Annotated in this window: 21 protein-coding genes; 4 read left to right on the top strand and 17 right to left on the bottom strand. The window is 72.7% G+C overall.

What is annotated here, in order from left to right; translation table 11 throughout:
* The 3 genes from nadD to IE308_RS21420 form a co-directional block, all read right to left on the bottom strand.
* The gene (gene nadD / locus IE308_RS21430; RefSeq protein WP_110628131.1) at positions 1 to 732 is read right to left on the bottom strand and encodes a nicotinate-nucleotide adenylyltransferase; all 732 of its coding nucleotides are present in this window, start codon (positions 730 to 732) and stop codon (positions 1 to 3) included.
* Between the two features lie 82 nt (positions 733 to 814).
* Positions 815 to 979 carry a hypothetical protein gene (locus tag IE308_RS21425; RefSeq protein ID WP_110628132.1) on the bottom strand — a complete coding sequence of 55 codons (165 nt, stop codon included), beginning with the start codon at positions 977 to 979 and terminating at the stop codon, positions 815 to 817.
* A 110-nt stretch (positions 980 to 1089) separates the two neighbouring features.
* Positions 1090 to 1251: a hypothetical protein gene (locus IE308_RS21420; protein ID WP_110628133.1), complete on the bottom strand. Its 162-nt coding sequence runs from the start codon at positions 1249 to 1251 to the stop codon at positions 1090 to 1092.
* Positions 1252 to 1366: 115 nt separating this feature from the next.
* Here IE308_RS21420 and IE308_RS21415 point away from each other — a divergent pair, with 115 nt between their 5' ends.
* Positions 1367 to 2512, top strand: a complete 1146-nt coding sequence (locus IE308_RS21415) for a M48 family metallopeptidase (RefSeq protein ID WP_190219167.1) — start codon at positions 1367 to 1369, stop codon at positions 2510 to 2512.
* Between the two features lie 81 nt (positions 2513 to 2593).
* Here IE308_RS21415 and IE308_RS21410 read toward each other — a convergent pair whose 3' ends face one another.
* The 6 genes from IE308_RS21410 to galE form a co-directional block, all read right to left on the bottom strand.
* Positions 2594 to 3664, bottom strand: a complete 1071-nt coding sequence (locus IE308_RS21410) for an SCO2583 family membrane protein (protein ID WP_190219166.1) — start codon at positions 3662 to 3664, stop codon at positions 2594 to 2596.
* An 88-nt stretch (positions 3665 to 3752) separates the two neighbouring features.
* Positions 3753 to 4337 carry an SCO2584 family spore wall biosynthesis protein gene (locus tag IE308_RS21405; protein WP_162655508.1) on the bottom strand — a complete coding sequence of 195 codons (585 nt, stop codon included), beginning with the start codon at positions 4335 to 4337 and terminating at the stop codon, positions 3753 to 3755.
* An 83-nt stretch (positions 4338 to 4420) separates the two neighbouring features.
* The gene (locus tag IE308_RS21400; protein WP_190219165.1) at positions 4421 to 5707 is read right to left on the bottom strand and encodes a glutamate-5-semialdehyde dehydrogenase; all 1287 of its coding nucleotides are present in this window, start codon (positions 5705 to 5707) and stop codon (positions 4421 to 4423) included.
* A gap of 119 nt (positions 5708 to 5826) precedes the next feature.
* Complete coding sequence (locus IE308_RS21395) at positions 5827 to 6348, bottom strand: DUF8830 family protein (protein WP_110636450.1); 522 nt, start codon at positions 6346 to 6348, stop codon at positions 5827 to 5829.
* 147 nt (positions 6349 to 6495) lie between these two features.
* Positions 6496 to 7623 carry a glutamate 5-kinase gene (gene proB / locus IE308_RS21390; protein WP_190219164.1) on the bottom strand — a complete coding sequence of 376 codons (1128 nt, stop codon included), beginning with the start codon at positions 7621 to 7623 and terminating at the stop codon, positions 6496 to 6498.
* 243 nt (positions 7624 to 7866) lie between these two features.
* The gene (gene galE, locus IE308_RS21385; RefSeq protein ID WP_190219163.1) at positions 7867 to 8838 is read right to left on the bottom strand and encodes a UDP-glucose 4-epimerase GalE; all 972 of its coding nucleotides are present in this window, start codon (positions 8836 to 8838) and stop codon (positions 7867 to 7869) included.
* 304 nt (positions 8839 to 9142) lie between these two features.
* Between galE and IE308_RS21380 the strand changes: the two genes are divergently transcribed.
* From IE308_RS21380 to IE308_RS21370, 3 genes are read left to right on the top strand one after another with little or no spacing between them, the layout of a single operon-like run.
* Positions 9143 to 11389 (top strand): bifunctional glycosyltransferase/CDP-glycerol:glycerophosphate glycerophosphotransferase, encoded by a 2247-nt coding sequence (locus IE308_RS21380; protein ID WP_190219162.1) that lies wholly within the window; start codon positions 9143 to 9145, stop codon positions 11387 to 11389.
* A gap of 18 nt (positions 11390 to 11407) precedes the next feature.
* The gene (locus tag IE308_RS21375; RefSeq protein ID WP_190219161.1) at positions 11408 to 14284 is read left to right on the top strand and encodes a bifunctional glycosyltransferase/CDP-glycerol:glycerophosphate glycerophosphotransferase; all 2877 of its coding nucleotides are present in this window, start codon (positions 11408 to 11410) and stop codon (positions 14282 to 14284) included.
* Positions 14281 to 15426 (top strand): glycosyltransferase family 4 protein, encoded by a 1146-nt coding sequence (locus IE308_RS21370; RefSeq protein WP_190219160.1) that lies wholly within the window; start codon positions 14281 to 14283, stop codon positions 15424 to 15426. Before IE308_RS21375 ends, IE308_RS21370 begins: the two co-directional genes overlap by 4 nt.
* Positions 15427 to 15493: 67 nt before the next feature.
* Here the strand turns inward: IE308_RS21370 and obgE are convergent, their stop codons facing one another.
* The 8 genes from obgE to IE308_RS21330 form a co-directional block, all read right to left on the bottom strand.
* Positions 15494 to 16939, bottom strand: coding sequence for a GTPase ObgE (obgE, locus tag IE308_RS21365; protein WP_190219159.1), 1446 nt, complete (start codon positions 16937 to 16939; stop codon positions 15494 to 15496).
* A 106-nt stretch (positions 16940 to 17045) separates the two neighbouring features.
* Positions 17046 to 17300, bottom strand: a complete 255-nt coding sequence (gene rpmA / locus IE308_RS21360) for a 50S ribosomal protein L27 (protein ID WP_110628143.1) — start codon at positions 17298 to 17300, stop codon at positions 17046 to 17048.
* Positions 17301 to 17313: 13 nt separating this feature from the next.
* Positions 17314 to 17634, bottom strand: a complete 321-nt coding sequence (gene rplU / locus IE308_RS21355; RefSeq protein WP_071367434.1) for a 50S ribosomal protein L21 — start codon at positions 17632 to 17634, stop codon at positions 17314 to 17316.
* A gap of 256 nt (positions 17635 to 17890) precedes the next feature.
* Complete coding sequence (locus IE308_RS21350) at positions 17891 to 22138, bottom strand: Rne/Rng family ribonuclease (RefSeq protein WP_190219158.1); 4248 nt, start codon at positions 22136 to 22138, stop codon at positions 17891 to 17893.
* Positions 22139 to 22399: 261 nt separating this feature from the next.
* Positions 22400 to 23197, bottom strand: a complete 798-nt coding sequence (locus tag IE308_RS21345) for a TIGR03936 family radical SAM-associated protein (protein ID WP_190219157.1) — start codon at positions 23195 to 23197, stop codon at positions 22400 to 22402.
* 46 nt (positions 23198 to 23243) lie between these two features.
* A complete protein-coding gene (locus IE308_RS21340) occupies positions 23244 to 24335 on the bottom strand; it encodes a hypothetical protein (protein WP_190219156.1) in 1092 nt (363 codons plus the stop codon).
* A gap of 56 nt (positions 24336 to 24391) precedes the next feature.
* Positions 24392 to 25237 carry a class I SAM-dependent methyltransferase gene (locus IE308_RS21335; protein ID WP_190219155.1) on the bottom strand — a complete coding sequence of 282 codons (846 nt, stop codon included), beginning with the start codon at positions 25235 to 25237 and terminating at the stop codon, positions 24392 to 24394.
* Positions 25234 to 26442: an MFS transporter gene (locus IE308_RS21330; protein WP_190219154.1), complete on the bottom strand. Its 1209-nt coding sequence runs from the start codon at positions 26440 to 26442 to the stop codon at positions 25234 to 25236. The genes IE308_RS21335 and IE308_RS21330 overlap by 4 nt, the downstream gene beginning before the upstream one ends.
* Between the last annotated feature and the right edge of the window lie 105 nt (positions 26443 to 26547).

Genomic DNA, 26547 nt, shown 5'->3' with positions numbered 1-26547 from the left:
TCACTCGCCGCGGTACAGCTCGCGCTTGTCGATGTAGCGCACGACTCCGTCCGGCACCAGATACCAGATGGGGTCGCCCTTGGCGACTCGCGCTCGGCAGTCGGTGGAGGAGATGGCGAGCGCGGGGACCTCGACGAGGGAGACGCCGCCCTCCGGGAGGCCGGGGTCGTCGAGGTGGTGTCCGGGCCGGGTGACCCCGATGAAGTGCGCGAGGGAGAAGAGTTCCTCGGTGTCCCGCCAGGTCAGGATCTGGCCGAGCGCGTCGGCTCCGGTGATGAAGAACAGGTCGGTGTCGGGGTTGAGGGCGCGCAGGTCGCGCAGGGTGTCGACGGTGTACGTGGGGCCGCCGCGGTCGATGTCGATGCGGCTCACGGAGAACTGCGGGTTCTCGGCGGTCGCGATGACCGTCATCAGGTAGCGGTCCTCGGCCGGGGACACCGTGCGGTGGCTCTTCTGCCACGGCTCGCCGGTCGGCACGAAGACGACCTCGTCCAGGTGGAACTGGGCGGCGACCTCACTGGCCGCCACCAGGTGCCCGTGGTGGATCGGGTCGAAGGTGCCGCCCATGACGCCGAGGCGGCGCTTGCCCGCGCCGGACGGGCCGCTGCCCGGGCCGTACACCGGCCGCCGGACGTGGTGCGGGCCCGCCGCGCCGGCCGTGCGGTACGGCGGGGCGGCCGGGCTCTGTTCCGTGTCGTGCGCCGGACCGGTAGGCATGTCCTGCTCTCCCATGCGTGCAGACCCTACCGGCCCGGCCTGGGGGCCTTCGCCGCCAGTTCCCCGGCACCGGCCGGGACGGGCCGCCGGGGCGGGCTCAGCGGTCCCGGTTGAAGCGGGTGGTGATCCACAGCAGGAGCAGCAGGATGAGGAACGCGCTGCCGCCGGTGACGTAGGGGCTGAGGCTCTCGTGGTTGCCGCCGTGCTCCTCGCCCTCGGCGGCAAGGGTGACCAACTGGGCTGCGGCGCTGTGGAAGCTCATCTTCGGCAGGACCTATCCGGTGTGGGCGGGATAAAGACGTCGGCCCATCGTAAGCGGGCGCCTCGTCGGCGATCACGCCGACTCCGCCAACGGGGAACCTTCCCGGGGGCTCAGTCGTCCTTCCGCTTGTAGCCCCGCAGCAGGACCCACGCGGTCAGGACGCACCCGACGACCATCACGATCAGGACGACCCGGAGCAGATACCCCGACCCCTGTTGCTGGGCAGCGCTCGCGGCCTCGGTGAGCCAGGCGGCTGCGGGGTTGTACTCCATGGCACGGGACTCCTTCGGTGTGGTGCCCGTCCACGGTAACTCCGCCTAGGCTGGGACCGGCTTCGGGGGCGCACAGGGCCGCAGGACGGCCACACCGACGCACATGGGGGACCACATGTCCGACGACGGCCACGAGCACAACGGGCACGCGCAGGTGCCGAGCAGGCAGCGCAGGCGCTTCCCGGGGATCTCCTCGCGTGCGTACGAGCATCCGGCGGACCGCTCGGCCCTGGTGGCGCTGCGCAAGCTGAGCGGGTTCGACACGGTGTTCAAGGCGCTGAGCGGGCTGCTGCCCGAGCGGAGCCTCAGGCTGCTGTTCCTGTCCGACTCGGTGCGGGTGTCGGACCAGCAGTTCGCGCACCTCAACGACATGCTGCGGGACGCCTGTTACATCCTGGACCTGGAGAAGGTCCCGCCGATGTACGTCAACCAGGACCCGCAGCCGAACGCGATGTGCATCGGCCTGGACGAGCCGATCATCGTGGTCACCACGGGGCTCGTCGAGCTGCTCGACGAGGAGGAGATGCGGGCGGTCATCGGGCACGAGGTGGGCCACGCCCTGTCGGGCCACTCGGTGTACCGGACGGTTCTGCTGTTCCTGACGAACCTCGCCATCCGGGTGGCGTGGATCCCGCTGGGCAATCTGGCGGTCATGGCGATCGTGACGGCGCTGCGGGAGTGGTTCCGCAAGTCTGAGCTGTCCGCCGACCGGGCGGGGCTGCTGGTGGGCCAGGACCTCCGGGCGTCGATGCGCGGCCTGATGAAGATCGCGGGCGGCAACCATCTGCACGAGATGAACGTGGACGCGTTCCTGGCGCAGGCCGAGGAGTACGAGGCGGGCGGCGACCTGCGCGACTCGGTGCTGAAGATCCTGAACGTGATGCCGCGCTCGCACCCCTTCACCACGGTGCGGGCGGCCGAGCTGAAGAAGTGGTCGGAGTCGCGGGACTACCAGCGGATCATGGACGGCCACTACCCGCGGCGCAGCGAGGACAAGGACACCTCGGTCTCCGACTCCTTCCGTGAGTCGGCCTCGCACTACGCCACCCACGTCAAGACGTCGAAGGACCCGCTGATGAAGCTGGTCACCGACCTGGCGGGCGGGGCCGGCGACCTGGGCGGCCGCGTCCGGCGCGGCTTCGCCGGGTTCGCGGGGTCCGCGGGGCAGGCGGGCTCGGGCGGTACGACGACGAAGGACCGCCCTGCGGACGAGCCCCCGGCGGACCGGCCGCCGACGGACCGGCCGAGCGACGAGGACTGACACGACGAGGACCTACGGCACCGGGCGCCGGTCCGGGCACCGCCCTCGCTCACCGGGCGCGGGCCCAGGTGGCGCCGCCGCTCACACCCTCGGCTGCGCGCTCGTCGCCAGGGTGCCGCACAGGGCCGTCGCGCTGCCCGTGGCGTAGGGGTCGGTCCCGGCCGGGCCGCCGTTCTTCGCGGTCTGGCCGGCGAGCAGCGGGCGCAGGTGGTTGGTGGCGTCCTCGGCGCAGGACAGCGGCCCGGCCTGGACGTAGGAGACGACCAGCTGGGCCTGGTGCAGGCGCAGGTCCTCCCGGTCGAAGCGGAACTGCAGCTCGCGGCGGACGGTGAACAGGGAGACGCGGTCCGTGCCGTCGGAGCCGGCCGGGCGCAGGGCGTAGACGAAGGTGTGGTCGGCGGTGACCTCGAGGGTGGCGGAGTCGGTCTCGGCGGCCTGCAGGGTGCCCTGGACGCGGATCTTGCGGTCGGCCAGCTCGGCCCGGGCGGGGTCGAAGCGGACCAGCCAGCCGGTGGGGGCGTGCCGGCCGTCGGCGGCCGGGTGGGTGAAGCTCTCGTCGAACTGGTCGAGTTGGTCCGGGTCGAGCAGCACGCGCACGGGGCGGACCTGCTGTCCGGTGAGCACCTCGGGGTAGAGCGAGGAGCGCACGAGGTAGTCCTTGGCGGTGGTCAGGGCGGTGACGACCTGGCTGTCGGAGAAGTGCGCGGTGCGCCGTGAGGCGGGCAGCGGAATGCCCTCGGCGCCGATGCGGAACTGGGCGGCCGGACTGTGCGCGAACAGGTACTCGGCGTCGGCGGCGCCGGGCACCCTGACCTCGGGGGCGAGCGGGATGACGGTCATGCGCAGGGGCTCGACGGGCTGCCGGGCCGCCGGCGAGGAGTACGGGTGCCGTACGCCCATGTAGATCGCGGTGCCGAAGGCGACGGCGATCAGCAGCACCAGGACCAGTGCCTGCCGGGACAGACCCCGGTGCAGGGGCGGGCGGCGGCGGACGGCGGGGGCGTGCTCGGCCATCCGCTCCACGGCGGAGTACTCCTGGAGGCGGGCAGCACGGACGAACGACTCGTCGAAGACGACGGATCGGTATTCGTCCTCACCACCACCGGGGGCTCCCTCGGGTGTCCCCTCAGGTGGCTCTCCAGGCGCGCCCATACCTTCAGGGTAGGTCTCGGGGAGCCCCGGTAAACGCCGTGGTACACGACAACTTCTGACAGGTTCTCACCAGCCGGGCGCGGGCGGGTCAGGGGGTGCGAGGGACCGCTGAGACCGCCGGCGGGGAGTAGTCGGCGGAGGCGGAGGGAGCCGCCGGGGTGCCCTGTTCCAGCCCGGTCGAGGCGGGCGGCGGGACGCGGTCGCGGCTGCCGCCGGAGGCGCCCCGGTAGACGGCGGCGAAGGCGAGCGCGACCATGCCGACGCCCATCACGAGGGCGAGCATCCAGGCGACGGGCCGGTGCCAGCGGGTCTGCCGGCCGTACGCGCCCAGGAAGCCGTGGCGGCGGTCGAAGGGGTAGCCGTCGTCGGCGTCCTCGTCGTCGAAGTCGTCGTAGCCGGGGTCCGGGCCGAAACCGCCGGGGCCGTAGCCGTCGTCGTAGCGCTCGCCGCGGGCGCGGGTGCGGCGGGCCGCCTCTGCCTCGGAGGCCTCCGCTCTGGCCTGGGCGGCTGCCAGGAGGCGTTCGACGGCGGTGGGCTCGTGGACCGTGGCCGCGCGTACGAAGGCCTCGTCGAAGACCACGGAGGCGAACTCTTCGTCCGACACCCCGCGGTCGTGGTCGTCGTCGGGCTCCCAGCCGTCAGGGAACGGCGTACCCCCCACGTCCTCCGGCACGGATCCAGAGTAGACCTGGGGGGTCAATTTGGGCAGACGGTATGGAAATTCATCCGCCCTACCGGCCGGTAGGGCGGATGGTTTCAGCGGCGTACGTGCCCGTCGCCCGTGACGATGTACTTCGTGCTGGTCAGCTCCGGCAGGCCCATGGGGCCGCGGGCGTGCAGCTTCTGCGTGGAGATGCCGATCTCCGCGCCGAAGCCGAACTGGCCGCCGTCGGTGAAGCGGGTGGAGGCGTTCACCGCGACCGTGGTCGAGTCGACCAGCTGGGTGAAGCGGCGGGCGGCCTGCTGCGAGGTGGTGACGATGGCCTCGGTGTGGCCGGAGGTCCACAGCCGGATGTGCTCGACGGCCTTGTCCAGGGAGTCGACGACGGCGGCGGCGATGTCGTACGACAGGTACTCCGTCTCCCAGTCCTCGGGCGTGGCCTCGACCACGGTGGCCCGGGAGTCCTTGGCGTACGCCATCACCCGCTCGTCGGCGTGCACGGTGACGCCGGCGTCGGCGAGGGCGTCGAGCGCACGGGGCAGGAACTCGGCGGCGATGTCCTGGTGGACGAGGAGGGTCTCGGCGGCGTTGCAGACGCCGACCCGCTGGGCCTTGGAGTTGATCAGGATGTCGACGGCCATGTCGAGGTCGGCCTGCGCGTCGACGTAGACGTGGCAGTTGCCGGTGCCGGTCTCGATGACCGGGACGGTGGACTCCTGGACGACGGTGTTGATCAGCGAGGCGCCGCCGCGCGGGATCAGCACGTCGACCAGGCCGCGGGCGCGCATCAGCTCGCGGACGCTGTCCCGGCTCTCGCCGGGGACGAGCTGGATGGCGTCGGCGGGCAGCCCGGCGCCGCCGACGGCGTCCCGCAGGACGCGCACCAGGGCGGTGTTCGACTGGTACGCGGAGGAGGAGCCGCGGAGCAGGACGGCGTTGCCGGACTTCAGGCAGAGGGCGGCGGCGTCGACGGTGACGTTGGGGCGGCCCTCGTAGATGATGCCGACGACGCCGAGCGGGACGCGGATCTGGCGCAGGTCGATGCCGTTGGGCAGGGTCGAGCCGCGGACGACCGCGCCGACCGGGTCGGGCAGGGCGGCGACGTCGCGCACGTCGGAGGCGATGGCGCGGACCCGCTCCGGGGTGAGCGTGAGGCGGTCGATCATGCCGTCGCTCATGCCGCCCTCGCGGGCCTTGGCCAGGTCCAGGGCGTTGGCCTCGACGATCTCGCTCGTGCGGACCTCCAGCGCGTCCGCGATGGCGAGCAGCGCGTCGTCCTTCTCGGCCCGCGGCACCGGCGCGAGCGTCGCGGCGGCGGCCTTGGCACGGTAGGCGGCCTGGGTGACCGGGGACATGGCGTCGTACGGCGAGAGCGTGGTCATGAGGGAAGGGTAGTGCGCCGGACAGGAGCGTCCAGCGCTCGTCCCACACCCCGAGACAGACGGCCCAAAGGGTGACAAGCCCGGCACCCGCGCACGGACCTGTGACAACCAGGAGGGGCCTAGAAGGGCTGGATGCCCACCGGTGCCGCCGGTGGCGGGCCGTAGCCCTCCGCGACCCGCTGGTGGTAGGTCTCGCGGTCGATGACCTCCAGGCCGACGATCTCCCACGGCGGCAGGCCGGCGGTGCGGCGGTGCTCGCCCCACAGGCGCAGCGCGACGGCGGCGGCGTCGTGCAGGTCGCGGGCCTCCTCCCAGTAGCGGATCTCGGCGTGGTCGCCCGCGTAGCGGCTGGTCAGCAGGAACGGGTGGTCGTGCGCGAGCTGCTCCAGGCCGCGCCGCACCTCCGTCAGCGGGACCTCCCGGCCGGAGACGCTGAGGGTGACGTGCCACAGACGCGGCAGGTCCTCGGGGGTGCCGTGGCCGCCGGACCCGGCGTCGGGGGCGGGCACGCTGCTCAGGACGCGCTCCTCACCGTCCGCGCGGGCGCCCCGCGCGCCCTGCGCGCCCCGGTCCGCGCCGCCGCCGGACGCCCCGCTCGTGCCGGCGCGGGACGCCGCAGCCCCAGGGCGTACTCGTCTCACGACGGCCACGACGGCCTCCTTCTCCCAGTGCCCGTACGGGATGCGTGCCTGAAACACATCCCCTGGAACACAGTTGAGCAGGCCGTACCGGTTCGCGGGGCGGTTTTACGGAACGTCCCCCACCGGGAGCGGAGGTTTCGACACCGTTTACGGGTGGAGGAGGACGAGGTCGTCCCTGTGTACGACCTCGCGTTCGTACTCCGGGCCGAGTTCGCGTGCCAGTTCGTGCGTCGAGCGGCCGATCAGCCGGGGGATCTCCTTGGCGTCGAAGTTGACGAGCCCGCGGGCCACCGCGCGCCCCGTGGTGTCCCGCAGCTCCACCGGGTCGCCCGCGCTGAACTCGCCCTCGACGGCGGCGATGCCGGCGGGCAGCAGCGACTTGCGCCGCTCGACCACCGCGCGGACGGCGCCGTCGTCCAGGGTGAGGGCGCCCTGCGGGGTGGAGGCGTGCTGGAGCCAGAGCAGGCGGTCGGCGGAACGCTTGCCGGTGGGATGGAAGAAGGTGCCGGTATCGCCGCCGGACAGGGCCTCGGCCGCGTGGACGGCGCTGGTCAGCACCACGGGGATGCCGGCCGCGGCGGCGATGGAGGCGGCCTCGACCTTGGTGACCATGCCGCCGGTGCCGACACCGGCCTTGCCCGCGCTGCCGATCTCGACGTGCGCGAGGTCCTCCGGGCCGCGCACCTCCGCTATCCGGGAGGTGCCGGGCCTGCTGGGGTCGCCGTCGTAGACGCCGTCCACGTCGGAGAGGAGGACGAGCAGGTCGGCGCGGACGAGGTGGGCGACGAGGGCGGCGAGACGGTCGTTGTCGCCGAAGCGGATCTCGTCGGTGGCGACGGTGTCGTTCTCGTTGACGATCGGCAGCGCGCCCATGGTGAGCAGCTGGTCGAGGGTGCGCTGGGCGTTGCGGTGGTGGGCCCGCCGGCTCATGTCGTCGCTGGTCAGCAGGATCTGGCCGACGCGGACGCCGTAGCGGGCGAAGGAGGCGGTGTAGCGGGCGACGAGCAGGCCCTGGCCGACACTGGCGGCGGCCTGCTGGCGGGCGAGGTCCTTGGGGCGGCGGCGCAGGCCCAGCGGGGCCAGGCCGGCGGCGATGGCGCCGGAGGAGACCAGGACGATCTCGTGTTCCCCGCCGCTGCGGCTCTTGGCCAGGACGTCGACGAGCGCGTCGACTCGGTCGGCGTCCAGTCCGCCCGACGCGGTGGTCAGTGAGGAGGAGCCCACCTTGACGACGATCCTGCGGGCCTCGCGTACGGCCTGCCTTGCCCCTGCCACCTTGGTCGTGTCCCCTCACTCCGGTCCGGCTGCCCTGCCCCGAAATCTACGCGAAGACACCCACCCCACGCCGAACGGTCCGATCGGCGGACGGCGGGCCGCTCGGCGAGCGGAGCGGCCCCTCGTCAGGCGACGCGGATCACAGGCGTACGCGGATCACAGCCCTGCCCGGCACTCGGATGTACGCGGACCACAGCCCCGCGCGGCACTCGGATGTACGCGGACCACAGCCCCGCGCGGCACTCAGCCGTGCCGCAGCCGCCACCCCTGCCAGGCGGAGTCGATCATCGCGTCCAGGTCGTACCGGGCCGACCAGCCCAGTTCCTCGCGGATGCGGTCCGCGGAGGCGACGACGCGGGCCGGGTCGCCGGGACGGCGGTCGGTGACGGCCGGGGCGAGGTCCTCGCGGCCGGTGACCTTGAGGATGCGGTCGACCATCTCGCGGACCGAGCTGCCCTCGCCCCGGCCGACGTTGAGGGTCAGCGCGGTGCCGGGCTCGGCGTCGGTCAGGCGGACGGCCGCCGCGAGGTGCGCGGAGGCGATGTCCTGGACGTGGATGTAGTCACGGACGCAGGTGCCGTCGGGGGTGGCGTAGTCGTCGCCGAAGATGCGTGGCGCCTCGCCGGCCTCCAGCCGCTCGAAGACCATGGGCACGAGGTTGAAGACGCCGGTGTCGGCGAGCTCGGGGGCGGCCGCGCCGGCGACGTTGAAGTAGCGCAGGGAGGCGGCGCGCAGGCCGTGGGCCCGGGCGGCGGCGTTGATCAGCCACTCGCCGACCAGCTTGGTCTCGCCGTAGGGGCTCATCGGGAGACAGGGGGTCTCCTCCGTGACGAGGTCCACGTCGGGCATGCCGTAGACGGCGGCGGAGGAGGAGAAGACGAGCCGGTCGACCCCGGTGGCGGCCATGACCTCCAGCAGGGTCTGCAGGCCGGTGACGTTCTCCCGGTAGTAGTGGAGCGGCCGCTCCACCGACTCCCCCACCTGCTTCTTGGCCGCGATGTGCACGACCCCGGTGACACCGTGGTCACGGATCGCCCGCTCCAGCGGCTCCGCGTCCAGCACGCTGCCGACGACCAGCGGCACACCGGAGGGCACGCGGTCGGCGCTGCCGGTCGACAGGTCGTCGTAGACGACGACGGACTGACCGCCCTCGACCATGGCGCGCACCACATGCGCGCCGATGTATCCGGCCCCGCCCGTGACCAGCCAGCTCATCCTGTTGCCTCCTTTGTGAGGGGTCGACGCATGCAGACTCGTCGCTCACCGCGCGAAAATCGAATCGGGCGATACGAACATAAAGCAACAATGCGCCAGGAATTCCGTGTCCCGGAACAGGAACCGCGCGTTCACAAGGGGAACCGCACTGTCGCACGGCCGTCGGGCCGGCCCGCCACCTCGCCCACGGAAACACCACGTGAATCCTTTACGCTGAGGACTGCGGCGCCCCCCTCAGGCCGCCGGCGGGCGACCGTGACCCCGCACGCGCTCCCGTGGCCAGCCCCCGGAACAGGTTGTAAGGATGCCTCGACTCTCCCTCATCGTCCCTGCGTACAAGGTGCAGGGCTACCTCGCCGAGTGTCTTGACTCCGTCCTCGGGCAGGACTTCTCGGACTTCGAGCTGATCGGGGTGAACGACTGCTCGCCGGACGGCTCCGGGGCCATCTTCGACGAGTACGCACGCAGGGACTCCCGCGTTCGTGTGATCCACCTCACGGAGAACGTGGGGCTGGGCCCGGCGCGCAACGCGGGTCTGGAACAGGCACGCGGGGACTACGTCCTGTTCCTCGACAGCGACGACACGCTGAGCGAGGGGGCGCTGTCGGCGATCGCGGCCCGCCTGGAGGCCACCGGGGACCCCGACGTCCTCGTCTACGACTACGCGCGCACCTACTGGGACGGCCGCGTCCAGCCCAACAACCGCGCCGAGCTGCTCAAGCAGGAGGGCCCGGACGTCTTCCGGCTGGCCGACCGCCCGCGGCTGCTGGAGCTGCTGCAGATCGTCTGGAACAAGGCCTACCGCCGCGAGTTCGTCGAGCGCTGGGGCTTCACCTTCCCGCCCGGCTACTACGAGGACGCCCCCTGGACGTTCTCCACGCTGATCAGCGCCGAGCGCATCGCCGTGCTCGACCGGGTGGTCGTGCACTACCGCCAGCGGCGGGAGGGCGGCAACATCCTCCGGACCACCAGCCGCAAGCACTTCGACATCTTCGAGCAGTACGACCGTGTCTTCGCGTTCGTGGACGAACACCCCGAATTCGCCCAGTGGCACGAGCCGTTGTTCCGCAAGATGGCCAACCACTACCTGACCCTGCTGGAGCGCCCCGACCGCCTGCCGGCCTCCGCGCGCGCCGAGTTCTACGAACGGGCCTCTGCCGACTACCGCAAGCGGCTGTCCGGGGACTTCCAGCGGCCCGCCGGCCCGTGGGGCCACAAGTACGCGCTGCTGCACCGGGGTTCGTACATGGCGATGTCCAGCGCGCTGCGCGCCAACGCGGTCCGCCGCAAGGTCCGCACCCGCGCCGCCGCCGCGATCAGCCGCTCCCGGCGCGGCGCGCTCGGCGTCTTCTACCACTCCCAGCTGCGGCTGCCCCTGGACGACAACCTCGCCCTGTTCGCGGCCTACTGGAACCGCAGCGTCACCTGCAACCCGGCGGCCATCGCCGCCGAGGTGGGCCGGCTCGCCCCGCACATCCGCCGGGTGTGGGCGGTGCGCGCGGACGCGGTGGACAAGGTCCCGGCCGGCGTGGACTACGTGACGGTGGGCTCGCGCGAGTACTGGGCGGCGCTCGCCCGCGCCAAGTACCTCGTCAACAACGTGAACTGGGCCGACGCGGTGGTCAAGCGCGAGGGCCAGATCCATGTGCAGACGCACCACGGCACGCCGCTGAAGTCGATGGGCCTGGACCAGCAGAAGTACCCGGCCTCCACCGACATGGACTTCGACAAGCTGCTGCGCCGCTGCGACCGCTGGGACTACAGCATCAGCTCCAACCGGTTCTCCACCGCCGTCTGGGAGCGGGTGTACCCGTGTGCGTACACCAGCCTGGAGACGGGCTACCCGCGCAACGACATCCTGCTGCGGGCGACCGCCGAGGACGTCCGCCGCGCCCGTGCCGACCTCGGTCTGGCCGAGGGCACCACGGCCTTCCTCTACCTGCCGACGCACCGCGAGTACCAGCACAGCTTCGTGCCGCGCCTGGACCTGGCGAAGGTCGCCGAGCGGCTCGGTCCGGACGTGACGCTGCTGGTGCGTGGCCACTACTTCTACAAGAGCTCCCCGCGCCTCGCGGACATGCAGTCCGCCGGCCGGATCGTCGACGTCTCCGGGCACCCGGAGGTCGAACAGCTGTATCTCGCCGCGGACGGTCTCATCACGGACTACTCCTCCGCGATGTTCGACTACGCCAACCTCGACCGCCCGATCGTGATCTTCGCGGACGACTGGGAGACCTACTCGGTCGTGCGCGGCACGTACTTCGACATCCTGAAGGAGGCGCCGGGTGCCGTCGCCACGACGCAGGACGAGCTGATCGGCCTGCTCGGCTCCGGGGCGTGGCGCGACGACAAGGCCGCCGCGGCACGGGCCGCCTTCAGGAAGCGTTTCTGTGATTTCGACGACGGACACGCAGCCGAGAGGGTGGTCCGGCGCGTCTTCCTCGGAGAAAGCCCCGAGGACCTGCCTCCCGTCATACCGCTGGAGGAGCGGACCCCCGCACCTCCCCCGGGGCCGATACCGGCCGCGCCCGACCCGATAACCGTCCACTGACCAGAGGTAGCCGCTGCAGTGTCCCAGCACCACGACAGTACGCCCGACATCAGCGTCGTCGTCATCGTCTACAACGACGCCGAACGTCTTCCGACGGCGGTGCAGTCGGTCCTCGACCAGACTCTTCACAACGTCGAGGTCATCGTCGCCGACGACCACTCCACCGACGGCTCCTTCGACGTCGCACAGCGGCTGGCCGCCGCCTCGGACCGGGTACGGGCGATCCAGCTGCCGGAGAACAGCGGCGGCTGCGGCGAACCCCGCAACCAGGGCATCCAGGTCGCCCGCGGCCGGTACGTGATGTTCCTCGACAGCGACGACACGCTGGAGCCCAACGCCTGCCGCAACATGCTGGAGGCGGCCGAGCGCACCGGCGCCGACCTGGTGTCCGGCCTGTGCGTCCGCGTCCACATCGACAGCCGGACCGGCAAGACCCAGAAGTGGTACCACTGGCTGTACAAGGAGACCCGCACCTTCGACTCGGTGGCGGAGATCCCCGACCTGATGGTCTTCGACACCCTGTCGACCAACAAGTGCTACCGCCGTGAGTTCCTGCTCGAGAACAACCTGACGTTCCCGCGCGGCATCCACTACGAGGACCTGCTGTTCTCCGCGCAGGCCTACCTGGCCGCGTCGAAGATCACGCTGATCCCGAACACGGTCTACCACTGGAACGTGGTGGAGAAGGCCGCCGAGAAGTCGATCAGCAACCGGCGCAACGAGATCCGCAACTTCGCCGACCGGCTGGAGATCCACCGCCGGATCGACCGGATCCTCGCCGCGGAGGGCCACGACGCCCTCAAGCTGCACAAGGACCGCAAGTTCCTCAAGCACGACCTCGTGCTGTACCTGCGTGACCTGCCGTTCCTCGACGACGACTACCGGCACCGCTTCGCCGAGATGGCCCGCGGCTACATCGCGGACTTCCCGGAGGAGGCCTACGAGGAGCTGACCCCGATCCACCGGCTGTGCGCCTACCTCCTCCTGCGGGAGGACTGGGAGCACCTGATGCCGGCGATCGACACGCTCACCAACAAGCACAAGGTCTCCAGCCCGCTGGTGCAGAAGGACGGCCGGATCTTCTGGTGCGAGCAGCACCTGGACGACCCGCTGGGCCGCGCCGTGCTCGACGTCACCGACCTCGGCTACCACGACCGCCCGGTGCACAAGCTCAGCCTGCGCAACGCGGTCACCCGGTACGCGGAGAACCCGGCCGGTGTCGCCCTCGCGGGCGCGCTGGTCAACCCGCTCGGGGTGGTCGCGCCGGACGCCCGGCTGGAGGGCGAGCTGGAGTTCCGGGCCCGCCGCAAGAGCCTGCAGTCGTTCCGCTTCCCCGTGCGGGTGATCCGGCACGAGGGCGAGTCCATCACCTGGGAGACGGTCGCCCCGCTGGCGCAGAAGCTGCGTCCCGTCGGCATCATCGACGACGTGTGGGACGTCCGTCTGCACCTGAAGGTCGACGGCGAGACCACCATCAGCAAGCTCACCGTCGGGCAGACCGACCTGGAGGGCGCCGGCGAGATCCGCATCCGGCCGCGGCTCGGCCGCATGATGGCCGACCGCATCCAGCCGCACGCCACCGCCAACGGCCACCTCGCCTTCCGGCTCACCCAGCACGGCAAGCTGGCCCAGCGCACCTCGGCGCTCGTGCAGAACAACATGCACAGCGCGCCCGCCGAGGCGGCGAAGAAGATGCTGCGCAAGGCAGTCGCGGTCCGCAAGGACCTCAACTCCGGCCCGACGAAGATCGACGCCTACCACCGGATGATCAAGCTGCTGCCGGTCCGCAAGGGCACGGTGGTCTTCGAGAGCCACCTCGGCAAGCAGTACAGCGACAGCCCGCGCGCGATCTACGAGGAGATCAAGCGCCGGGGCATCCCGGTCAAGGCGATCTGGTCGTACGCCGGGGCGAAGCCGACCGGCTTCCCCAAGGACGTCGAGCTGGTGCGCCGCTGGTCGTGGCCGTACCTCAGGGCGCTGGCACAGGCCGAGTTCTGGGTCGACAACCAGGGCTTCCCGCTGAAGCTCGCCAAGCGTCCGGAGACGACGTACATCCAGACCTGGCACGGGTCCGCGCTCAAGCGCATGGGCTTCGACGAGCCGTTCTACCGGGTCATGCCCGAGCACGAGCAGCAGGCCTACCAGAAGGCCATCGACCGCTTCGACCACTTCGTGGTGCGCGGCGAGCACGACGAGAAGACCCTCGCGCGGGCCTACCGCCTGCCCGAGGAGAAGCTGCTGCGCACCGGCTACCCGCGCAACGACGCCCTGGTGCGGGCGCGTGAGTCGGCGACGCTCGACCCGGCGGCCGAGGAGCTGGCCGAGCGGCTCGGCATCCGCCGCGACAAGCCGGTGGTGCTGTACGCGCCGACGTTCCGCGCGAAGACCGGCGGTGGCGTGCGCAACTTCGAGTTCCCCTTCGACGTGGAGGAGTTCGCGGAGCGCTTCGGCGACCGGTTCACGCTGTTGATCCGCACCCACTACCTCAACAGCGTCACCCTGCCGCCGTCGGTGGCCGGCCGGGTCGTCAACGTCAGCAACGAGCCCGACATCACCCCGGTGCTGCTGCTGTCGGACGTGATGATCACGGACTACTCGTCGGTGATGTTCGACTACTCGCTCCTGCAGCGTCCGATGGTGTTCTTCACCTACGACTGGGACGACTACGTCAACAACAGCCGCGGCACCTACTTCGACCTGCGCGAGCAGGCGCCGGGCCCGGTCGTCGACACGGCGGAGGAGCTGTTCGAGGCCCTGTCGGACCTCAACGCCCTCGCGACCGGTCACGAGGGGCGGCTCAAGGAATTCATGACCCAGTACGGTGAGTACGACCGGGGCGATGCCGCCGCCCGGATCGTCGACCGCTTCTTCGGCGACCAGGGAGAAGCCCGATGACACAGCGCGACATCATCTTCGTGGCCAACGAGGTCAACGAGCTGGGCGGTGTTGCTCGCTGGCAGGCCCTGATGGCCGAGCTCTTCGCGGAGCGCGGGCACCGGGTGACCATCGTGGGCATCGCGCCGCCGGAGGTCCCGATGGACCTGGGCGAGAACCCGCCGTTCGACACCGTGACGCTCTACGACGAGCGCCCGCCCGGCCGCTGGCAGCCGCGCTCCCTGCGCGACCGCGCCAACCTCGCCGCCCGCCGCCGTGAGGCGGCCCGCGAGGAGGGCATGAAGGCCGCGGCCGAGCGCCTGTCGACGATCTTCCGGGCCGCCCGCCCCGGCGCGATGATCATCGTGACGCAGGTGTGGGCCATGGAGTGGGTGGCCGTCGCCGACACGGCCGGCCACCCGGTCATCGGCATGAGCCACGAGTCGTACGAGTACTCCAAGGGCTCCTCCCGCTTCGGGCGCGTCCAGAAGTACTACAAGGACGTCGACCGCCTGCTGCTGCTCACGCAGGAGGACGCCGACCTGTGGGTGGGCCGCGGCCTGAACAACGTCGGCTTCATGCCGAACCCGCTGCCGATGATGCCCGAGACCGCGTCCCCGCGGACGGAGAAGGTCGTCGCCAGCATCGGCCGCCTCGGCCACCAGAAGGGCATCGACATGCTCCTGGACACCTGGGCCGAGGTCGCGCCGAAGCACCCGGGCTGGCGGCTGCGGATCTACGGCGGCGGCCCCGACGAGGCCATGCTCAAGGCCCAGTGCACCCGCCTCGGCCTGGACGGCTCCGTGGAGTGGATGGGCCAGACCGACGACGTGGTGGGCGCCCTGCACGGCGCGTCGGTCTTCGTGCAGTCCTCGCGTGGTGAGGGATTCCCGCTGGCGCTGCTGGAGGCGATGGCCACCGGCGTGCCGTGCGCGGCGTTCGACTGCGCGCCCGGCGTCCGCGAGATCATCAACGACGAGGAGGACGGCCTGCTCGCCCGCCTCGGCAACACCACCGAACTGGCCCGCCAGCTCGGCCGGTTGATGGACGACGCGGAACTGCGCGACCGCATGGGCGACCTGGCCCGGGAGAACGTGCAGCGCTTCTCGCCGCAGGCGATCACCGACCGCTGGGAGGAACTGTTCGCGTTCCTGGAGCGCTGAGCACCCGGATGTGAGTGAGGGCCGGTCCCCCGTCGGGGGCCGGCCCTCACTCATGTCAGCGTGGGTGTCAGAACGGCTCGAAGCCGTCGAACTCCTGCTCAAGCTCGTCCCGTTCGGCCTGCCGGTCCCGGCGGCGCTGCACCGCAGGACGCGGCGCCTCGAACCGGTGGTCCTCACCGCGACGGCCCAGCATCTCCGCACCGGCCGTCACCGACGGCTCCCAGTCGAAGACGACCGCGTTCTCCTCGGGACCGATCGCCACGCCGTCGCCGGAGCGGGCGCCCGCCTTCATCAACTCGTCCTCGACACCGAGGCGGTTGAGCCGGTCGGCGAGATAGCCGACGGCCTCGTCGTTGTTGAAGTCGGTCTGCCGCACCCAGCGCTCGGGCTTCTCGCCGCGAACCCGGAACAGCGGCTCGCCGCCCACGTCCTCGCGGGTAACGGTGAAGCCCGCGTCGTCCACGGCCTTCGGCCGGATGACGATCCGGGTGGCCTCCTCCTTGGGCTTCGCGGCCCGCGCCTTCGCCACCAGCTCACCGAGGGCGTACGTCAGCTCCTTCAGGCCGGTGTGCGCCACCGCGGACACCTCGAAGACGCGGTAGCCGCGCGCCTCCAGGTCCGGCCGCACCATCTCGGCGAGGTCCCGCCCGTCGGGTACGTCGATCTTGTTGAGGACGACGATACGCGGACGGTTGTCGAGGCCGCCGTACTGCCGCAGCTCCTCCTCGATGACGTCGAGGTCGGTGACCGGGTCGCGCTCCGACTCCAGGGTGGCCGTGTCCAGCACGTGCACGAGGACGCTGCAGCGCTCCACGTGCCGCAGGAACTCCAGGCCCAGGCCCCTGCCCTCGCTGGCGCCCGGGATGAGGCCGGGCACGTCGGCGACGGTGTAGACGGTGGAGCCGCTGGTGACCACGCCCAGGTTGGGCACGAGCGTGGTGAACGGGTAGTCGGCGATCTTCGGGCGGGCCGCGGAGAGCACCGAGATGAGGGAGGACTTGCCCGCGCTCGGGTAGCCGACCAGCGCCACGTCGGCGACGGTCTTCAGCTCCAGGACGATGTCCTGCACGTCCCCCGGCTCGCCCAGCAGCGCGAAGCCGGGCGCCTTGCGGCGGGCGGAGGCGAGAGCCGCGTTGCCGAGGCCGCCCCGGCCGCCCTGGGCGGCGATGTACGAGGTGCCGTGGCCGACCAGGTCGGCGAGGACGTTGCCCGCCTTGTCGAGCACGACCGTGCCGTCCGGCACCGGCAGGACCAGGTCCTGGCCGTCCTTGCCGGAGCGGTTGCCGCCCTCGCCGGGCTTGCCGTTGGTGGCCTTGCGGTGCGGCGAGTGGTGGTAGTCGAGCAGCGTGGTCACGGACTGGTCGACGGTGAGGATGACGTCACCGCCGCGCCCGCCGTTGCCACCGTCCGGGCCGCCGAGCGGCTTGAACTTCTCACGGTGGACGGAGGCACAGCCGTGACCTCCGTTACCCGCGGCGACATGCAGTTCGACGCGGTCCACGAAGGTGGTCATGGTTCAGTGCCTCCAGAAACGTACGGGAATGTCTCTTACGTAACACGCGAAAGGCGGACCCGCCTTCCCGACCGGGAAGTGAGGTCCGCCTCGCGAAAGTGTCCGATCAGGCGACCGGGACGATGTTCACGACCTTGCGGCCACGGTGGGTGCCGAACTGCACCGCGCCGGCCTGCAGGGCGAACAGCGTGTCGTCGCCGCCACGGCCCACGCCCGCACCCGGGTGGAAGTGGGTGCCGCGCTGACGGACCAGGATCTCACCGGCGTTCACGACCTGACCGCCGAAGCGCTTCACGCCGAGCCGCTGGGCGTTGGAGTCGCGACCGTTCCGGGTGGACGATGCGCCCTTCTTGTGTGCCATCTCTCCTCAGTCCTTACTTCGCAGCCGTGGGGATCGCCGTGACCTTGATCGCCGTGTACTGCTGGCGGTGGCCCTGACGACGGCGGTAGCCGGTCTTGTTCTTGTAGCGCAGAATGTCGATCTTCTGGCCCTTGTGGTGGTCCACGACCTCGGCCTGGACCTTGATGCCGGCCAGCACCCACGGGTCGCTGGTCACAGCGTCGCCGTCGACAACGAGCAGGGTCGAGAGCTCGACCGTGTCGCCAACCTTGGCAGTGGAAATCTTGTCAACCTCAACGATGTCGCCGACAGCAACCTTGTGCTGGCGACCACCGCTGCGCACGATGGCGTACACGCGGATCTCACTCTCTCGCTCGGGAACCGGACCCCCGCAGGCCAGCCGCCCGTGACACACGGGCGACCTCTCCCGGCCAACCCTGTGACCGGGAGGAAGAGGTTTACGGGGATGCACGGCGTGTGCAGTGGACACGCCGACGGTCTAGGGTACGGGGCCCCGGCCGAGACGGTCAAACCGGGCCCCGCGGGCGGTGACGCGGTGTGCGGCCGGTCTCGGGGAGACCGGCCGCACCTCGTGCCGTGAGCCTGACGGCTCAGCTCTCGTCGGCGGAGGCCGGGACGGTCTTCTTCGCCGTCTTCTTGGCCGTGGCCGTCTTGGCGGTCTTCGCCGCCTTCTTGGCCGTCGCCTTCTTCGCCACGGTCTTCTTGGCCGCCGTCTTCTTGGTGGCGGCCTTCTTCGCCGTGGCCTTCTTGGCCGTCTTGCGGGCGGCCGTCTTCTTGGCCGGAGCCTCGGCGCCCTCGGCCTCGGCGCCCTCGGCCCCGGCAGCCTCCTCGGCGGCGGCCTCCTTGGCCTCCACGAGGGCCTGCTCGGCCTCCTTGGCGGCCTGCTCCGCGACCGAGGCCTCCTGGGCCTCGGCCTTCGGCTCGGCCGGGAGGACCACGACGGCGGCCTCCTCCGGCGCGGTCGGCGCGGTGGCCTTGCGGACCGCGCGGCGCCGCGGACGGGCCGGAGCGGCGGGCTCGGCGACGGCCTGGGCCTCGGGTTCGGCCTGCTCCACGGAAGCCGCCTCGGCGGGCGCCTCGGCGACGGGAGCCGTCTCCGCGACGGTCACCACGGCCGCCTCCGCCCCGGCGGGCGAACCGGCCGGCGCGGTCACCTTGCGGGTGGCGCGACGGCGGGTACGGCCCTTCGGCGCGGCTTCCTCGGCAGCGGGGGCCTCGGCGGCCGGAGCCTCGGGTGCGGCGACCACGGCGTCCTCGACGGCGGCCGGCTCGGCGAGCGCCTCCTCGGCGCTCTCCCGCCGCACCGGACGCTCGGCCTCCTCCCGCGCGGTCACCCGCTGCGCGGTCGGTGCCTCGGCCCGCGGGGCACCGGCGGGCGCGGAGGCCCGGCGGCCCGCCCGGCGGCGGCCACGGCGGCCGGCGGCCGCCTCCGCCTCGGCGACGCTGCTGTACAGCTCCTCGTCCGGGGCGAAGTCGGGCGCGGGCAGGGCGACCGGCTCGGCCACCTCCGCGACGACCTCGGCCTCGGTCTCCGCCTCCTGCTCGGCGGTCTCGGCCGGCTCCACGGCCGCGGCGGCCTCGTGCTCGTGCTCGTGCTCGCCGGCACCGGCACGGGCGCGCTTCTTGCGCTTGCCGCCACCGCCCTGGGCGCTGGGCTGGTCCATGTGGACGATGACACCGCGGCCGTTGCAGTGGACGCAGGTCTCCGAGAACGACTCCAGCAGGCCCTGGCCGACCCGCTTGCGGGTCATCTGCACGAGGCCCAGCGAGGTCACCTCGGCCACCTGGTGCTTCGTACGGTCGCGGCCCAGGCACTCCAGCAGGCGCCGCAGCACCAGATCGCGGTTGGACTCCAGGACCATGTCGATGAAGTCGATGACGATGATGCCGCCGAGGTCGCGCAGCCGCAGCTGGCGGACGATCTCCTCGGCCGCCTCCAGGTTGTTCCTGGTGACGGTCTCCTCGAGGTTGCCGCCCTGGCCGGTGAACTTGCCGGTGTTGACGTCGATGACGACCATCGCCTCGGTCCGGTCGATCACCAGCGAACCGCCGCTGGGCAGCCAGACCTTGCGGTCCAGCGCCTTGGCGAGCTGCTCGTCGATCCGGTACGTGGCGAAGACGTCGACGTCGCTCGTCCACCGCTGCAGGCGGTCGGCGAGGTCGGGCGCCACGTGGGAGACGTAGCCGTGGATCGTCTGCCAGGCGTCGTCACCGCTGACGATGACCTTGGAGAAGTCCTCGTTGAAGATGTCGCGGACGACACGGACGGTCATGTCCGGCTCGCCGTACAGCAGCGTCGGCGCGTTGCTGCCGTTCTTCGCCTTCTTCTGGATCTCCTCCCACTGCCCCTGCAGACGCTCGACGTCCCGGCGCAGCTCGTCCTCGCTCGCGCCCTCGGCGGCGGTGCGCACGATGACGCCCGCGTCCTCGGGGACGATCTTCTTGAGGATGGTCTTCAGCCGGGCCCGCTCGGTGTCGGGCAGCTTGCGGCTGATGCCGGTCATGGAGCCCTCGGGGACGTACACGAGGTAGCGGCCCGGGAGGGAGACCTGGCTGGTCAGACGCGCGCCCTTGTGCCCGATCGGGTCCTTGGTGACCTGGACGAGCACGGACTGGCCGGACTTCAGGGCGGACTCGATGCGGCGCGGGCCGTTGCCCATGCCGAGGGCCTCGAAGTTGACCTCGCCGGCGTACAGGACGGCGTTGCGGCCCTTGCCGATGTCGATGAAGGCGGCCTCCATCGACGGCAGCACGTTCTGCACCTTGCCCAGGTACACGTTGCCGACGTACGAGACGGCCTGCTCCTTGTTGACGTAGTGCTCGACGAGCACCCCGTCCTCCAGGACGCCGATCTGCGTGCGGTCGCCGTGCTGGCGGACCACCATCACGCGCTCGACGGCCTCGCGGCGGGCCAGGAACTCGGCCTCGGTGATGATCGGCACGCGGCGGCGGCCCTGCTCACGGCCCTCGCGGCGGCGCTGCTTCTTCGCCTCCAGACGCGTGGAGCCCTTGATGGACTGCACCTCGTCGGACGGCTCGCTCTTCGGGCGCGGCTCGCGGACCTTGACGACCGTGCGCTCGGGGTCGTCGGCGGACGGCTCGGCCTCGGCCGCGCCGTCCCCGGCGCGGCGACGGCGCCGGCGACGGCGGCGGCTGCTGGCGGAGCCGCCGGCGCCCTGCTCGTCACGGTCGTCACGGCCCTCGTCGGAGTCGTGGGCGGAGTCCTCCGCGCCGTCCTCGGCGTCTTCCTCGACCTGCTCGGCGGTGTCCTCGGCGTCCTGCTCGGCCTGCTCGGCGGCGAGCTCCTCGGCGTCGGTGTCCCCGCCCTCGCTGTCGGCGGCCTCGCCGCGGCGACGGCGACGGCCGCCCCGGCGGCGGCGACGGCGCGAGCCGGTCTCCTCGCCGTCCTCGGCGTCCTCGCCCTCGGCGAGACCGGTGGCCTCCTCGGCCTCCTCGCTCTCGACGGGCTCGGCCGCCTCCGGGGTCTCGGGGGCTGCGGTGGTCTGCTGGGCGGCGGCGGTCTCGGGCTCCTCGCCGAACCCGGCGCCCCGGCGGCGACGGCGCCGGCGGCCGCCGGCCTGCTCCTCCGGCAGCTCCTCGGTCACGGATGCCTCGGCCTCGGCCGCGGCCTCCGCGGCGGCACGCTCCGGCGTCTGGAACTTCGGCTCGGTGAACACCGGCGCCTGGAACACGGCCACTGCGGGACGCGCGGGCTTGCGCGGCGCGTCGGCCTCCTCGGCGGCCGGCCGCGCGGGCTCGGCGAAGCCGGTCGCGGCCTTGCGGGAGACCCGGCGACGGCGGCGCGGGCCGCCCTCCTCGGCGGCGGGGGCCTGCTCGGCGGGGGCGGCGATGCCGGTGACGGCGGCGGTCTCGGTCTCGACGCCGGCGGAGACGGGCGTCTCGGCGGTCACCGGGGTGGCGGTGGCCTCGACGGCACGCGAGGCCTCGGCGGCTTCAGTGGTCTCGGCCTGCTCGGCGGTGGCGGGTGCCCCGGCGGCAGCGGCGGCCCGGCGCACGACGCGGCGGCGACGGCGGGGGGCGGCCTCGGCCTCGGCGGCCTCCGGCTCGGCGGCGGGGGTCGCCTCGGCGGCGGCCGGCGTCACGATCTCGGGCTCGGTCTCGGCCTCGGGGGTCTCCGTGGCTTCCGCGGTCTCCGCGGCCTCTTCGGCCCCGGTGGGCGCCCCGGCCGGCGCGGACACGCGGCGCGTGGCCCGGCGGCGGGTACGGCGAGCGGGGGCCTCCTCGGCCGGAGCGGCCTCGGCGGGCAGCGCGGCGGTGTCGGCGACCTCGGCGGCCGGCTGCGCGGCGGGCTCGGCGGCCGGCGTGCCGGCGCTGCTCCCGGCGGTCTCGACGACCTCGGCGGCGGGCGCCTCGGTGGGCGAGGTGACGCGGCGCGTGGCGCGGCGGCGGGTGCGGCGCGGAGCGGGCTCCTCCGTGACCGCGGTGTCCTCGGCGGCCTGCTCCTCCGCCGGGGCGGCGGGGGCGGCGGCCGGTACGACGGTCTCCGCGGGCTCGGCGCCCGCCGGGGATCCGGCAGGCGAGGAGGCGCGGCGCGTGGCCCGGCGGCGCGGCCGGCCGGCGGGCGCGGCCTCGGCGGCGGCCGCTGCGGCCTCGGCCGCCTGCGCCTCCTCCGTCTCGACGGCTTCCGCGATCTCGTCGGCGGCAGCGGCCGGTATGGCCGGCTCGACCGTCTCGACGGGGGCGTCGGAGGTGCTCACGGCCGGAGGACCGGCCGGGCGGGAAGCGGCACGGCGCCGCCGGCGCGGCGGCAGCGTGTCGCTGGGGGTGTTGAGTTCGGAGCCCGTGGAGGACTCTGTGGGTTCGGTCGGCTCGAGCATGCGGGCGTTTCTCCCGTCAGGCTCCCGGGCGCCGCACCTGGTCCGGCGTCGATCCTGAGGATCGACCGCCGGTGACGTCCGCGGCTCGCGCTGTGCGCGTGTGCCGCCGTCCGGGGCGCGGGCGCCGCACGGGAGCTCTCTGTGTCCTGTCTCGCCGGTTCCGTACGCCTTGTCGGTACGGCCTGGCGAAAGTCTTCTGGTCGGTGCGCTGCCCGACCCAGGTGGCTCCCGAGTACGAGGGCGGCGCTACGACGTCCGTCCCTACGCGGAACCTTCCGGCACCGGCGCCGTCGCGGCGGCAGCCGGGGCGGCCGTCGTAAGGGCCTCCGCTGCCTCGCGGTCGGGCGCGAGCGGGTCGGTCACCGTGCCGGTCTCTTCATCGAACAGCCCCTGCGCCAGCCTGGTCACCGCTACGGGGACCGGCGGCGCCAGGTCGGCCACGGCGCGGAGACCGGACAGGACGTCGTCGGGTCGTACGGCAGGCGTCACGTGCCGAACAACCAGCCGCAGTATCGCACAGGGCTGGTCGCTCGGCCTATCAGCCTGCGAACTCTGTGTTTCCGGTGATGCGGTTGTCGCGAGGCTCACGACCGCGGGGCGGGCGTCGAAGGTGCGCATGCCGTTCTTGGTCAGGCGCTGGACCTCGACGGTCCCGGCCGCGTTGAAGGCCGCCACCGCGCGCTCGGCGTCCGCCGGCTCGACGCCGTCCAGCCGCAGCTCCCAGACGGAGGCGGTGAGCCGGTCGGCGAGCCCGGAGGTGCGGGCCTCGACCGCCTCGACGATGTCGAGCCCGGCGGGCAGCGACTCGTCGAGGAGGATCCGGAGCGTCTCCGGGTCGCGGTGCTGTGTGAGGGCGATCTCCAGGTACTCCGCCTCGCTGCCCGTGCCGGTGGGTGCGGCATTGGCGTACGACACCTTCGGGTGCGGCGTGAACCCCGCCGAGTACGCCATGGGCACCTCGGCGCGGCGCAGCGCGCGCTCGAAGGCGCGCTGGAAGTCACGGTGGCTGGTGAACCGGAGGCGGCCGCGCTTGGTGTAGCGCAGTCGGATGCGCTGCACCGCGGGTGCGGGCGGCGGGCCTTCGGGCTGTCGCTTGCCCAGTGTCCTAGTCCTTCGTGAGAGCGGTCGTACTGCTACCAAGAGTACGTGTGTCGCGGCCGACGGGTTCCCGCCGGGCCGCCGGTTCCACCTCACGGGGCGCGCCGAACAGCGCGCGCCGCAGTTCCGCGCGGGTCTGCCGGGCGGTGTCCCGGGCCGCGGCCAGGGTCTGCCGCACGGCCCGTCCGACGCTGCGCGCGGCCTGGGCGGCGGGCCTGAGGACGGCGGCGCGCAGGGCGTGTCCGACGGGGGTGAGCACGCTGCGGTACACCCACCGGACCGGCTCGACGAAGATCCACCGGAAGAGGGTGCCGAGGAACCGGCCGACGGCGCGCGAGATCCGTCCGGCGACGCGCCAGGCGTGCCCGAGCGCCTCCCCGACCTCGCGCGCGACGACGGCGAGCACCCGCCCGACGGGCACGAGCACCCAGCGCCACAGGGCGAGCGCGGGCAGCACGAACAGCACCCGTGCCGTCCAGTACAGAACGGCGCCGACCCCGGTCACCAGCATCCGGACCGCCCAGGCCACCCCTCGTGCCACGGGCAGCAGCAGCCAGGTGTACACCCACCGCGCGGGGACGACGACGAGATACCGCACAAGCCAGGTGACGGCGGCCCACGCCCCGCCCCCGAGGACGGCGAACACCGCCCCGATCCCCTTGAGCGCCCACAGCACGGCATGCCCGACCGGCGTCAGCACGCGCGCGTACAGCCACACGAAGGACGCCCCGATCCCCCGGCACACCCAGGCGGCCGCGTGCCCGAGCGGCGTGAGGACGTACCGGTACAGCCAGACCGCCGGCACGACGAGCAGCACGTACCCGAGCCACCCGAGCGCCTTGCCGACCGGCACCACGACCCACCGCCACAGCGCCACGAACGGCCACACGAACACCGCCCGCCCGAGCCACAGCAGCCCCCGCCCGACCGGCCGCAGCACGGTGTCCCGCACGACCCGCCCGGCGACGACGAGCGCGTCCCACACCATGCGCACCGGAACGACGAGCACGAGGACCACGATCCGCACGGGCAGCCGAAGAGCGACGACGAGGCAGCCTTCCGGCCGCCGGTCCGGGGGCAGGGTCTTCCGCGGTTCCATACCTGTCAGGACGCGGGCGCCGCCGCGCCGGATTCACCGCACGGATTGCGATGCCGTCACGGCTTGTCGACGGCGGTGTCCGCGGTACGCCGTCGTCCCCAGGCCAGCAGCATGCCCGGAGCGAGTTCGGCGAGCCGGGGCGAGGACAGATACGCCAGCGCCTCCTCGACGACAGCGGCGTCCACCCGGCCGGTGGCCTCCAGCGCGGACCGCATCCGCTGCCAGGTCCCCGCCCAGAAACGCGCCAGTGAGCCGCCCGGCACGAGGGGCGGGCAGTGCAGCTCCGCGGCGACGTCCACCAGGCCCTCCTCCCGCAGGAAGTGCGGGTAGGCCGGCACGGTCGACAGATCGGTGCCGATCGTGGTGCGCAGCGCCTCCCACATGGCGTCCATGGTCCGGCGGTAGGCGGAGGAGGCGTCGAGGCCGTCGGGCAGTTCGACGGCGTCGCCGAGCAGCAGGCGGCCCCCGGGGTTGAGCAGGCCGGCGAGCCGGGTGACGAGGCGGCGCCGCTCGGGCAGGTGCATCAGCACGAACCGGGCGTGGATCAGGTCGAACGCGCCGAGGTCCAGGTCGTCGTCCGTGAGGTCGGCGGTGACGACGCGCAGCCGGGGGTGCGTGAGCCCGGCGAGCGCGCCCGTGTCCCGGTCCAGCGCGACCACCTCGGCGACGCCGGCCTCCCGCAGCAGCCAGGCCGCCACGGTTCCGGTGCCGGCCCCGACCTCCAGGCAGCGCAGGCCCGGTCCGGCTCCCAGGTCCCGCAGCCTGCGGGTGGTGACGGGGTCGTAGACCACGGCGGCGTCGTCGATGCGCTGCCCCTCGCGCGCGTGGCCGGGGTCGAAGAGGGCCTGTCCGTAGCGGCCGGGAGGGCCGTCGGCCGTCCCGGAAGCCGATGCCTGCGTCATGGTGGTTCCTCCTTGCCGGGGGTGCGCGGCGGTCGGCCGCGGGCGACGAGGCACGCCGGTACCGCCACGGCGGCCCCGAGGTACAGCAGCGCCGGATAGCCGAGGGCGTGCACGACGGGCCCGCCCGCCGCGCCGGCCAGGGACAGGCCGACGAAGAGCGCGCTGTTGTTCCACGACAGCAGGGCGGTCGCCCGCCCGGGGAACAGGTCGACGAGATGGCGCTGCTGGGCGGGGAAGAACGCGTAGGCGGCCACCGCGAACAGTCCGAGGGCGCAGGCCAGAGCCCAGGTGGCGGAGAACACCAGGGCCACGACGGCTTCCAGTGCCGCGGTGAGAGCAAGCGCCGTCCGGGTGACGCGCACGGGGTCGCCCCGGTCTGCGAACCGGCCGCCCAGTTGACCGCCGAGGACGGCGCCGACGCCGTAGACGACCAGCAGCCAGGTCACGGCGGTGGCCCTGCCGTCGGCGTGCAGGGCCACCGCCAGGAAGGTGTAGAGGCTGTACACCGAGAAGGCCCACAGGGTCGTCACCGTGACCGCGGCGACCGCGACGCCCGTCCCGGGCGGACGGCCCGGCCGCGGCTCGCGGGGCGGTGCGGCGGTCGCCGGGACCGGCAGGCGGCGCCAGACGACGGCGTGCGGGACCGCCAGCAGCAGCGTCCCCGCCGCCAGGATGACGAAGGCGGTCTGCCAGCCCGCGTACCGTCCGAGCAGCGACCCGGCCGGCGCGCCCACCCACAGGGCGGTCAGCAGGCCCGACCCCACCACGGCCAGCGTCTGCGCCCGGGCCCGGGGCCGGGCACGCGTGCTGACCAGGGCGTACACGGTGGGTCCCGTCGCCGCGGCGGCGGCCCCCGCCACCACCCGGGCCACCACGAGGAGTCCCAGCCCCGGTGCCAGGGCGGTGCCGGCGTTGGCCGCGGAGAACAGGACGAGCGCCACGACCAGGACCGTCGCGCGGTCCCTGCGGTCGGAGATCCAGCCGGCGAACGGCGAGGCCACCACGTACGCGACCGAGAACGCGGTGACCAGCAGGCCCGTCCCGGCCGGGGAGATGCCGAAGGAGGCGGCGATGTGCGGGAGGAGCGGAGCGACGACGAACAGGTCGGTGCCCACCAGGAACTGGGTCAGCCAGGCCAGTGCCACCGGCCCGGCGGTCAGGCCGGGCACCGTGTCCACGGCCGGCTCGCCGTGGAGCGAGCGCATGGTTCGACGCTAGATCGCCCGGCGGCTCGCGGCCATCCGGGAGACGACAGCGGGAACGACGAACCCCCCTTCCCGGCGGGGAAAGGGGGCTCGGTGCGTCAGGCC

Origin of the sequence: Streptomyces griseosporeus, from assembly GCF_014656055.1 — a bacterium.
Lineage (GTDB): Bacteria > Actinomycetota > Actinomycetes > Streptomycetales > Streptomycetaceae > Streptomyces > Streptomyces griseosporeus.
Note: the sequence above shows the minus strand (reverse complement) of the source record. Positions and strands in the feature narration are given on the sequence as shown.